This is a genomic window from Empedobacter sp. UBA7494, assembly GCF_002478465.1.
GTDB lineage: Bacteria > Bacteroidota > Bacteroidia > Flavobacteriales > Weeksellaceae > Empedobacter > Empedobacter falsenii_B.
On record NZ_DLOC01000012.1, the window covers coordinates 1 to 10,707 of the forward strand.

At 31.8% G+C, this 10,707-nt stretch carries 11 protein-coding genes; 2 read left to right on the forward strand and 9 right to left on the reverse strand.

All coding sequences use genetic code 11. From position 1 onward, the window contains the following. Positions 1–241 (forward strand): integrase core domain-containing protein (locus B4E95_RS01365; RefSeq protein WP_291089337.1); only part of this gene is annotated, 241 nt, incomplete at its 5' end. A gap of 58 nt (positions 242–299) precedes the next feature. Here B4E95_RS01365 and B4E95_RS01370 read toward each other — a convergent pair. From B4E95_RS01370 to B4E95_RS01395, 6 genes are all read right to left on the reverse strand, one after another. After that, positions 300–1,112: a purine-nucleoside phosphorylase gene (locus B4E95_RS01370; protein ID WP_291063128.1), complete on the reverse strand. Its 813-nt coding sequence runs from the start codon at positions 1,110–1,112 to the stop codon at positions 300–302. Continuing rightward, the gene (lpxK, locus tag B4E95_RS01375; protein ID WP_291073647.1) at positions 1,096–2,136 is read right to left on the reverse strand and encodes a tetraacyldisaccharide 4'-kinase; all 1,041 of its coding nucleotides are present in this window, start codon (positions 2,134–2,136) and stop codon (positions 1,096–1,098) included. The genes B4E95_RS01370 and lpxK overlap by 17 nt, the downstream gene beginning before the upstream one ends. A 121-nt stretch (positions 2,137–2,257) precedes the next feature. After that, complete coding sequence (locus B4E95_RS01380) at positions 2,258–2,875, reverse strand: DUF4230 domain-containing protein (RefSeq protein WP_291069564.1); 618 nt, start codon at positions 2,873–2,875, stop codon at positions 2,258–2,260. Next, positions 2,868–3,419, reverse strand: coding sequence for a TlpA family protein disulfide reductase (locus B4E95_RS01385; protein WP_291073649.1), 552 nt, complete (start codon positions 3,417–3,419; stop codon positions 2,868–2,870). The genes B4E95_RS01380 and B4E95_RS01385 overlap by 8 nt, the downstream gene beginning before the upstream one ends. A gap of 35 nt (positions 3,420–3,454) precedes the next feature. Next, on the reverse strand, positions 3,455–4,630 hold the full coding sequence (locus B4E95_RS01390) for a M14 family zinc carboxypeptidase (protein WP_291089340.1): 1,176 nt from the start codon (positions 4,628–4,630) through the stop codon (positions 3,455–3,457). A gap of 206 nt (positions 4,631–4,836) precedes the next feature. Next, entirely contained in the window at positions 4,837–5,958 is a 1,122-nt protein-coding gene (locus B4E95_RS01395; protein WP_291089343.1) for a GNAT family N-acetyltransferase, read from the reverse strand. A gap of 204 nt (positions 5,959–6,162) precedes the next feature. Between B4E95_RS01395 and B4E95_RS01400 the strand changes: the two genes are divergently transcribed. Then, on the forward strand, positions 6,163–6,852 hold the full coding sequence (locus tag B4E95_RS01400) for a zinc metallopeptidase (protein WP_115001061.1): 690 nt from the start codon (positions 6,163–6,165) through the stop codon (positions 6,850–6,852). A gap of 70 nt (positions 6,853–6,922) precedes the next feature. On the opposite strand, the gene B4E95_RS01405 is transcribed toward B4E95_RS01400, so the two are convergent. The 3 genes from B4E95_RS01405 to B4E95_RS01415 form a co-directional block, all read right to left on the reverse strand. Beyond that, positions 6,923–8,698, reverse strand: coding sequence for an AMP-dependent synthetase/ligase (locus B4E95_RS01405; protein ID WP_291089346.1), 1,776 nt, complete (start codon positions 8,696–8,698; stop codon positions 6,923–6,925). A gap of 122 nt (positions 8,699–8,820) precedes the next feature. Next, positions 8,821–9,057, reverse strand: coding sequence for a hypothetical protein (locus B4E95_RS01410; RefSeq protein WP_038336082.1), 237 nt, complete (start codon positions 9,055–9,057; stop codon positions 8,821–8,823). A gap of 1 nt (position 9,058) precedes the next feature. Continuing rightward, positions 9,059–10,459 carry an MATE family efflux transporter gene (locus B4E95_RS01415; protein ID WP_291089350.1) on the reverse strand — a complete coding sequence of 467 codons (1,401 nt, stop codon included), beginning with the start codon at positions 10,457–10,459 and terminating at the stop codon, positions 9,059–9,061. Positions 10,460–10,707 lie beyond the last annotated feature (248 nt).

A 10,707-nucleotide genomic window follows, 5' to 3' on the forward strand; every position in this document is an offset into this window, starting at 1 on the left:
GAATGCCATAGCCGAAAGAATTAATGGTATTTTAAAACAAGAGTATGATATTGATAAATCTATTGTAGATTTGAATACAAGAAAGATTTTAGTCAAACAAACCGTAAAGGTCTATAATGAGTTAAGACCGCATTTGTCAAACTATTATTTAACACCGATGCAAATGCACCAGCAACAAGAATTAATACCAAAATCGTACAAAAAGAAAAACAGTACAAATACGAATATATGTACTGTTTAAAATAAAATTTTATTGGTCTAATCCTGTATCATTTTTTCAGGACGTTACAAATCAAAAATTAACAATTTTCGATTACACTTTTTACCACGCGAATTACATTTGGCATTGCTGTGTTTGCTGCATTTAATACATCTTCGTGCGAAACATCAAATGAAATTTCTGGTCCTCCTAAATCAGTAATAATAGATAAACAGAAAACGCGCATATCCATGTGACGAGCAACAATAACTTCAGGAACTGTACTCATCCCAACACAATCTCCACCAATAAAACGTACCAATCCGTATTCTGATGGCGTTTCAAAAGTTGGTCCTTGTAATCCTACATAAACTCCTTGATGAACAAAAATATCATTCGCTTTTGCAAATTCTGCTGCTTCGTTCAACATTTCTCTGTCATATGCTTTTGACATATCCACAAAACGAGGTCCTAATTCGTCGATATTTTTTCCACGTAAAGGATGTTCTGGCATCATATTGATATGATCTTTTACCAAACAAATATCTCCAACACTAAAACTTGGGTTAACACCTCCAGAAGCATTCGATAAAACAACTTTCTTAATTCCTAATCCATTGAAAACACGCATTGGGAACGTTACTTCTTCCATCGAATATCCTTCGTAATAATGAAAACGACCAGCCATCATCAAAACTTTTTTTCCTAAAATAGTTCCGTATACTAAATGACCTTTGTGCCCTTCTACTGTTACTTGAGGAAAGTTTGGTATATCTTTGTAGCTAATAACAACTTTATTTTCTACTTCGTCTTCTAATTTTCCTAATCCAGACCCTAACACAATTACAAATTCTGGTTGATCTGGCAATAAATTATTGATGTACTTTACAGCCTCATTAATTCTGTCCAACATACTCTAAAATAGTTTGATTAAATTTTTCTTTATCGTTAATATCGATACTAATCGGAATGTAGTATAAATCGTCTTTTATCATGGATTCTTCCATCAAACGCATATAATCTTTCTCTGTTGTCATGATAATTTTATCAAAACGTTTTCTACCTTCCGTATCTTCGTATCGTTTGTAAATATACTCAATTTCTGATTGACTAAAATTATGATGATCTGGATATTCTAAATGCAAGACATTTGCAAAGTTTTCTTCCGCAAATTTTACCAAACCATCTGTTTTTGCAATTCCTGTAACTAAAATAACATTCAGATTTTTCCAAGTCGATTTCTCAACATTATCCAATTTCCCAATCAATTTGTTATCATAAACAATTTTCGAGAAAAATAATTGCTGATGAGATCTTAACTTAATCTTTTTCGAAATTTCTTTGTGCTTTTCTTCCGATATTCTGTCTGGACATTTCGTTACAATAACAATATCTGCACGACGAACTCCACTTCTACTCTCTCTCAAATCACCTGCTGGCAATAAAAAATCTTTGTAATATGGATTATTGTAATCAGTCAACAAAATATTGAAACCAGCTTTTATCCCACGATGTTGATAGGCATCATCTAACAAAATTGCTTCTGCATTGTAATGATCAATTAATTTTTGCGCACCAAAAGCTCTGTCTTCGCAAACCGCAATCAAAATTCTGTTCTTGAAACGTTGAAAAAACTGCATTGGTTCATCTCCAATATCATAAACTTTGGATGAATAATTTGCAATCAAAAAACCTTTTGTTTTTCGTCCATATCCTCTACTCAATGTTGCAATTAATTTTTCGTCTTTCAACAAATCAATTAAATACATAATATGAGGTGACTTTCCCGTTCCACCAACGGACAGGTTTCCAACATTAACAATTGGAATTTTGAAGGATGAAGAACGCATCATTCCTATATTGTAAAACAGATTTCGAACCGAAGTTCCAATCCAATATAAACCAGAAAATGGAAGTAAAAATCTACGCCAATTCATTTTTATTTTTAATATTAAGCGAAAATACTATTTTCAATTTTAATTCTAAAAAAAGAAACACTTCATTTCTTTATTCAGCGAAAAAAAACCTATTCTATCGGAACAGGTTTTTAATTATTTATTAATTGTATAATTTATTCAATTCGTTGGCATAACTCGTTTTATCTTCTATCTTCCAACCATAGGTTTTTGCAAGGAAATACAAATCGCCAAGATTTTGAATTAATTGTTGATGTGCTTCTTGTTTTAGTTTGGTTTGATCAACCGTTTTTTCTACATGCTCTACTGCACGTTTCTTAATTCCGTTCAAATCATCTTTAGTAAATTTATTGAAAACACTTTGATCCATGTCATAAAAACTAACATCTGGATACACTTGGATTTCAACTGGAGGAATAGATTTGATGATAATTTTTTTATTCACCGAATCCAATTCAATATCCATTTTTTTCAAATCATACGTTGCTTGCGCTTTGGCTTTCACCAAAAGTGTCACCTTTTTATCCGCAGAAAAAATATGTGTTAAACCTGGTAATGATTTTTTTGACGTGTGATTGTATAAATCTGAATATGTTTGTTCAGCAACAATCATTTTATTCATTCGTTCGATTTGATACGCAATCACATGAGATTGTTCGCTATAGCTTTCAGATTTGAATTTATCCATGATGAAATATGTTATCATCACACCAAAAATAAAGGCTACAACGACAAGAATTATTTTCTTTAAATTATTCATTTGCATAATTTGGAGTCAGTGGCGTACCATTCACAATCTGTGCCAAATCTTCTTCTAAATAGCTAGAAACTGGAGATTCTACAATTCTACCAACTTCTTCTTTTTTATTATTATATACGATAATTGTCGGAACGTGCGTCACATTTTTATTAATTTCTTCTCCGTTGAAACTTTTCTTTTGACGATTTACACCAATCACTTTCAAACGATTTTGAGGAAATTTAATATCATCTAAAATTTTGTACAGACGCGGCAATTCACGACGAGAATCTGGACACCAAGTTCCTACAAAAACTTCCAAACGATAATTGCGTAAATCTTTTAAACCTTTCAATTTACTTTTTTCAACTTCGTATGTGTCATATTCTTGATGGTACCAATCCTTAAAATCATCTTCTTCCAACGCTTTTCTAGTGAATTCTCCCGTCAACATTTTCTTCCCATTTTCAGCTGTAATCGTACGATTCAACACTTTATTTTGAGCAAACGATTGCGTAGAAAATCCCAACATTGTAACGAGTGCAATTGCCAATATTTTTTTCATTGTATTTTTAGTTTATAGATTAAATGTATAAATAATTATGAAATGATTTGTCCATTTTCAACTTTAATTGAGCCTATTTCAAAAGTCGCTAATTGATTCAATAAAGGATAATTTTTAGTTGTTCCTTTATAAACTTGTTTTTCAGCATCAATTTCAAGATGACCAATAAATTTTCGTAAATCACCAATTTCAATAATTTTCGCGATTTGCTCTACCGAATTATTTTCTTCGTTGTATTCATCTTCAAAATAAATACCCAAATCAACAACAGAAGAATTTTCTCCATTTTGAATTTGAACATTATGAATCACAATATCCAAATATTTTTGCCCATTTTGAGGAATCGATAAATACTCATCAAACGGAAAATTTTCTTGTGTAGCTAAAGCATTCAGTCCTGCTAAAATAGCCAATGCATTGTATTTTCTTGTTGCATTTCGTTGATAATCATTTGGAAAATGTCCCGCTTCAAATAATACGCAAGGATAACCCATTTTTGTAAAATTATCTCCGGTTGACATCGGATAAAACTCTGATGTATAACGACCTACATGACCAGAAATCACTTTTTGTAATTCAGTATTCATTGCTTGAATAATTCCCATTGTTTTTTCGCGAACTTCATTTATATCTTCTTCAACATTGTAAGAAGGCGCCAAAAAAGAAAGCGTTGCAGGTTTCGCTGTTTGTGCAACATTGAAAATGGTACGTTGATCATGCAAATTGAATAAGGTTTGATAATTTCCTTTTTCTACTTGATCTAACAAAACGTGAATTTCTGTTGATTCTTTTGCTAAAAAATCACGGTTAATATCAATTCCAACCGCATTTCTGCGTGTGTTGAAATTCGCGCCATCAGGATTTAACATCGGAATAAAATCAATCGTCAATTGAGATAAAATGGTTTGAGCTAATTCAGATTTTTGTTCAAAAAAATTAATCACATCAAACATTGCACGCGTTCCAGAAGATTCGTTTCCGTGCATTTGAGACCAAATTAATAAACGTTTTTCTCCAGTTCCGAAACTTAATTTATAAATCTCATTTCCTAAAAAAGATGTTCCAATTTGTTCTTTTTGAGTTGATTTTAATGAAAAATATTGATTTAAAGCTTCAAAATTTAACCATTTCGAATTAAAACCTTCTTGTCTGAAAATTGAATATTCTTTCTCTAATTGATGAATATCAAACATATTTATTATGTTATACATTTATAATTTCTATGTTATAAATTTTGATTATCAAAATAAATAAAACCATCAATTCGAGTGAAATTCGTTTAGAATTTTGTATCGAGAATAAGATTTTTGAAGATAAAATTCATCTTAATTCTCGATACAATTTTTAAAAATAAACTTTCTAAAAATCACTCGAATTGACGAATTTTAATCCAAAATATACAACATTATTATTTATATTAAATTGATTTCTTGAAAGTTTTGCGACGTTTGTGATTTACAGGATCATAAGCTTTCCATAAAACTTGAATACTTTCATTGTCCGCTAATTCAGGGTTTGTTTCCAAAAATTTGATCCCGTTGTTTCTAAACGTATCAAACATTGCATTAAAAATCAATGCTGTAACTCCCTTTCCTTGAAATTTTGGATCAATTCCAATCAAATAAAATTGAGCTGAATCATTCTTTTTACTTGCTTGTAACATATGCCACCAACCGAAAGGAAACAATTTCCCTTTTGCTTTTTGCATCGCTTTAGAATACGAAGGCATTGTAATAGCAAACGAAACCATTTTTCCTTCTTCATCAACAATACAGTTCACAAAATCTGGATTGATAAACGAAATATATTTCTTTTTGTAATATTCAATTTGGTAATCCGCAATTGGCACATAAGTATCCAATTCGCTGTAAGTTTTATCTAACAAATCGAACATTTCTTCGACATACGGAATAATTTCTGAAGTTTTTGTAAACTTCAATTCTCGTAATTTGTAACGTTCACGAATAATTTTATTAAATTTGATAACCTTTTCTGGCAATTCTGTTGGTGCAGCCAATTCATATTCCACCCACTCATTAGCCGTTTCAAAACCTAATGATTCTAAGTGTTGCGCATAGTACGGAAAATTATATAAACCAACCATTGTAGCCAATTTATCATATCCGAAAGTTAGCAAACCTGCCTTTTCTAAATTCGAAAAACCAACTGGTCCCTCTATATATTTTAATTGATTTTCTTTACCTATTTCCGCAACTTTTGCCAAAAGTACTTTCGTGACTTCGATATCATCAATCATATCAAACCAGCCGAAACGCATTTTACGTTTTTGTTGATTATTGACTTCTTGCCAATTAATAATTGCCGCAACACGTCCCACAATCTTACCCTCTTTTTCGGCAAGAAAATAACGCGCTTCAGCATCTTTAAAAACGGGATTTTTAGAAACATCTAATGTTTCCTTCTCCTCATTAATAAAGGGTGGAACGTAATATTGATTATCCTTATACAAATTCATCGGAAACTTAATAAATGCTTCCAAATCGTGTTTTGATTGTACTTCTATTATGCGAATACTCATAGCTTACAAAGGTAATGAGTTTTGTAATTTCAATTCAAAATTTTTTGAGCAAAATGTCAGCTTTTGTTCATTTTTTATATGATTTAATACAGAACTCTGCCAAAAAACCAACTTTTCTGCTATTTTTGTCTCTATTCACTTATTGGAATACTTTTTGAATTTTGAATGAATATTAAAATTGATTAAAAAATAAAATAGAAATAGATGACAGGTTATTACATTATTATTGGACTGTTTATGTTGATTAGTTGGTTTGTTAGCAACCGACTTCAAAGTAAATTTAAATATTATTCGAAAGTACATTTGGCAAATGGAATGTCAGGAAAAGAGATAGCTGAGAAAATGCTTTCTGACAATAACATTCATGATGTACGTGTTATCTCTACTCCTGGACAATTAACAGATCATTACAATCCTGCTGATAAAACGGTAAACTTATCGGAAGTTGTTTACCACGAACGAAATGCTGCAGCGGCGGCTGTTGCAGCGCACGAATGTGGACATGCTGTACAACATGCTGTAGGTTACAATATGTTGCAATTACGCTCGAAAATGGTTCCGATGGTAAACGTTGCATCGCGTTTAAATCAATGGATTTTGATGTTAGGATTAATCGTGATGGCTTCATCTAAAAATGCAACTTTATTGTGGATTGGTATTTTCTTATTTGCGGTAACAACAGTTTTCGCATTTGTTACTTTACCTGTAGAATACGACGCTTCCAACCGTGCATTAGCTTGGTTAAAAGGAAACAATATGGTAATGCCAAACGAATATGAAGGCGCAAAAGATTCATTAAAATGGGCTGCAAGAACTTATGTAGTAGCGGCGATTGGTTCTTTAGCACAATTGCTTTACTTCGTTATGATGGCAATGGGCGGACGACGAGATTAAAACTTGATTATTATAGAATTAAAAAATCCCTTCAAAGCATTTTGAAGGGATTTTTTAATTTCTTTTTTATTTACTTTTTATCGTATAATTTATTGTATAAATCTTGATATTTAGCTAGCACATTTTTACGTTTCAATTTTAATGTTGGCGTTAATAATCCATCATCAATTGTCCATTCATCAGGTGTTAATTCGAACTTTTTGATTTGTTCCCAATGTCCCAAACCTTTATTCATTTTTTCAATTTCACGAACTATAATATCTAAAATTGCAGGTTCTTTAATCAAATCTGCATTCGTTGCAGGCTCAGCAATTCCTTTGATGTGTAAATAATCTTTCAATACTTGGAAATTAGGTTGAATAATTGCACAAGGCATTTTCTCTCCTTCTCCAACAACCATTACTTGCTCAATAAAACGAGATTGTTTGAATTTATTTTCGATGATTTGCGGCGCGATATATTTACCTCCAGAAGTTTTGAACATCTCTTTTTTACGATCAGTAATTTTAAGTAAACCTCTTTCAAGAACTCCAATATCACCCGTTTTGAAATAACCATCTGGCGTAAATGCTTCAGCAGTTTTTTCAGGATCTTTGTAGTAACCTTGTGTAACGTTAGGACCTTTGACTAAAATCTCTCCGTCTTCTGCAATTTTAACCTCTATTCCTTTTAGTGGAGCACCAACAGTTCCAATTCCGAAACCGTCTTTCTTCATACAATTCACCGATATAACTGGAGAAGTTTCCGTCAAACCATAACCTTCTAAAATAGGAATTCCAGCACCCCAAAAAATATGATTCAAACGCGCTGCTAAAGGCGCAGAACCCGAAACCATACATACTAAATTACCACCAACACCTTCTTTCCATTTACTGAAAACCAAACTTTTTGCGATAGAATGTTTCAACCCAAATAATCCACCTTTTGGATTGTAAGGATCGTAATCTTCAACAAGGCTTAAAGCCCACATAAAAATTTTCGTTTTAAGACCTCCTGCAGAAGCACCTGTATTGTAAATTTTATCGTAAACTTTTTCAACTAATCGTGGTACAACCGTCATTACATGCGGTTTCACCTCTTTCATATTATCTCCTAATTTATCAATGCTTTCTGCATACCAAATTCCTATACTCAAATATTGATACAAATAAATCAACATACGTTCGAAAACGTGATTAATCGGAAGAAAACTCAAGGCAATCGCATGATTTGGAAAATCTGGAATGCGATCAACGGACATTAAAACATCAGAAACGATATTTTCGTGTGTTAATACAACACCCTTCGGACGTCCTGTTGTTCCAGAAGTATAAATCAAAGTCGCCATATCAGATGGCTTTATCATCTCTTTGATACTATCTACTTCATGTTGCGTTGAATTATCTTCACCCAAATCTAAAATCTCTTTATAATTTGGAACTCCAGCAATTTCATCAAAACTATAAATCCCAACCAATGTTGACACTTTATCTTTTACAGCTACAACTGTATCATATAAACCTTTATCAGAAACAATGATAAATTTACATTCAGCATTGTTTAAGATATAATCAAAATCGTCTTCGGAAAGTGTTGGATATAATGGAACGGAAATCGCACCAACTTGCTGAATACCGATGTCACAGATGTTCCATTCGGTACGATTAGTTGAAGTGACTATTGCAATTTTATCTTGTGGCTTGATTCCTAATTGTAATAATCCTCGACTAAATGCATTTGCTTTGCCAACGTATTCTTGCGTAGATGTTTTCACCCAAGTTCCGTTCACCTTAGACACCAATGCATCTTCTCGAGGATTATTTTCTAATTGATTTTGGGGAAAATCAAATAATCTTTTTATTTCCATGGTTTTGAATAATTTTCTTAGTCGCAAAATACTAATAAAAAAATTATAATGCAAGCATATAAAATTATTTTTAGTGTAAATATTACACCAATAAAAACATGGAAATTTTATTAATTTAAGACTTATTCTTCGTCATCTAACAAAGACATTTCTTGATCATAAAAATCTAAAGCGTCTTCGATTAAATTAGCAATTTCAGTATTAAATTCTTCGTTATCTTCTTCTTCAGAAATATCTTCAAACCACTCGATATCGTCAGTTTCTACGTCTAATAAAAAACGAGGATAATCTGTATGTAAAATAAAGATTTTGTCTGGCATTGTAGAGTTATCAGCCAATAAAAATTTTGGTAATTCCATTTTATATGTTTTTTAATTTATCTTCTAAAATTATTTCTGCATTAGGATTTTCCTTAATCATTTTCTTCGTTTGACGATTGTAACGAATCATCAAAAACACTGCCGAAGCTGTTAATCCAGTTCCTAAACCAATCCACATTCCAAATGCTCGCATTTCAAATACAATTGCCAAGACTACACCAATAGGAATTGCGATTAACCAATATGATATAAATGTTAGAATTGAAGGAATTTTGACATCGGTCATTCCTCTCAATGCACCTAATAATACCAATTGTACGCCATCTGACATTTGGAAAAGTGACGCAATAATTAATAAGGATGCAGCTAAATTGATAACATCTGGATTGTCTAAATAAATTGTTGGTAACTGATAACGGAAAATAATAAACAAAATTCCACACAAAATCATAAATGATAAAACCATTAAAATACAAGACCAACCTGCCTCTCTTAAGGTTTTATAATCTTTTAAACCTAATTGATTTCCAATACGAACCGTTGCTGCAACTCCAATTCCTGTACACATCATAAAAGTTGTGGAAGCTAAATTTATTGCTATTTGATGCGCCGCTAAATTTACTTTTGCTAATTCTTGATCTGCAATAGAGTTTGTAAATGTATAACCGCAAACAAAGGCTGCCAGAGAGAACGCACTCATTTCAAAGAAAGAAGTTAAAGCTGTAGGAATACCAATTCCTGCAATTTTTCTGAAAATTACTTTCTGAAAATTACTTACCTTAAATTGAACTTCTTGCAAAACTGATTTCGTTTTCTTAAAATTAAACAATACAATAATTAAGAAAATCATCATCACCGAACGCGCAACGAATGTTCCCCAGGCTGCACCAGCGACTTCTAAACGTGGGAATCCCCAATTCCCATAAATCCAACCATAGTTTAACGTAATATTAATCACGTTACTCAAAACAGTTGCAATTGTAACAGGAATAGTTAAAGATAACCCTTCTGATAATTGACGAAACGTTTGGAAAATCATCAATGGAATCATCGAAAATGTCATAATCGTTAGATATGGAATACATTTTTCCACTACATCAGCGGGTTGTCCCATGTAGAACATCAGAGGTTTTAGGAATGTAATCAATAAAAATAAACCGATTGATAAAGTAATATTCAAGACCAAACTGTGCGAAAAATAATTTGCAGCCATTTTTTTATCGCCTTTCGAATCTTCTGCCGCAATCAATGGTGACAACGCAAAACTAAATCCGAAAGCAAATACTAACACTGCAAAAAACAATGAATTTCCTAAAGAAGCTGCTGCTAGAGCTGTTTTACCCAAAACCTCATCTTCTATATTATCATATTTTCCACCTAAACCACCAACCATAATGTTATCAATAATGTTGACAGAAATTTGTCCCATTTGAGTAATCATTACAGGAAATGCTAATTTGATATTACGCCTTATATGTTCTTTTAATTTCAATTTATTCTTTATTTACGATTACAAAGATACAGCAAAGGTTTTGCTTCTACATTTAGAAATTATAAAGGAATATTAATTTTTACAAAAGTATTTTATAACTATATTGCATCCTATACCACATCAAAAAAAAATTTTAATATGACCCTACAAGAATTTAAAAATAGTTTAGATTTACCTTTAATCACTTCACCTATGTT

Excerpts from the sequence above, each read along its gene's own strand:
- B4E95_RS01370 (WP_291063128.1), bottom strand. The coding sequence starts at position 1,112 with ATGTTGGACAGAATTAATGAGGCTGTAAAGTACATCAATAATTTATTG.
- lpxK (WP_291073647.1), bottom strand. The coding sequence starts at position 2,136 with ATGAATTGGCGTAGATTTTTACTTCCATTTTCTGGTTTATATTGGATT.
- B4E95_RS01380 (WP_291069564.1), bottom strand. The coding sequence starts at position 2,875 with ATGAATAATTTAAAGAAAATAATTCTTGTCGTTGTAGCCTTTATTTTT.
- B4E95_RS01385 (WP_291073649.1), bottom strand. The coding sequence starts at position 3,419 with ATGAAAAAAATATTGGCAATTGCACTCGTTACAATGTTGGGATTTTCT.
- B4E95_RS01390 (WP_291089340.1), bottom strand. The coding sequence starts at position 4,630 with ATGTATAACATAATAAATATGTTTGATATTCATCAATTAGAGAAAGAA.
- B4E95_RS01395 (WP_291089343.1), bottom strand. The coding sequence starts at position 5,958 with ATGAGTATTCGCATAATAGAAGTACAATCAAAACACGATTTGGAAGCA.
- B4E95_RS01400 (WP_115001061.1), top strand. The coding sequence starts at position 6,163 with ATGACAGGTTATTACATTATTATTGGACTGTTTATGTTGATTAGTTGG.
- B4E95_RS01405 (WP_291089346.1), bottom strand. The coding sequence starts at position 8,698 with ATGGAAATAAAAAGATTATTTGATTTTCCCCAAAATCAATTAGAAAAT.
- B4E95_RS01410 (WP_038336082.1), bottom strand. The coding sequence starts at position 9,057 with ATGGAATTACCAAAATTTTTATTGGCTGATAACTCTACAATGCCAGAC.
- B4E95_RS01415 (WP_291089350.1), bottom strand. The coding sequence starts at position 10,459 with ATGATTACTCAAATGGGACAAATTTCTGTCAACATTATTGATAACATT.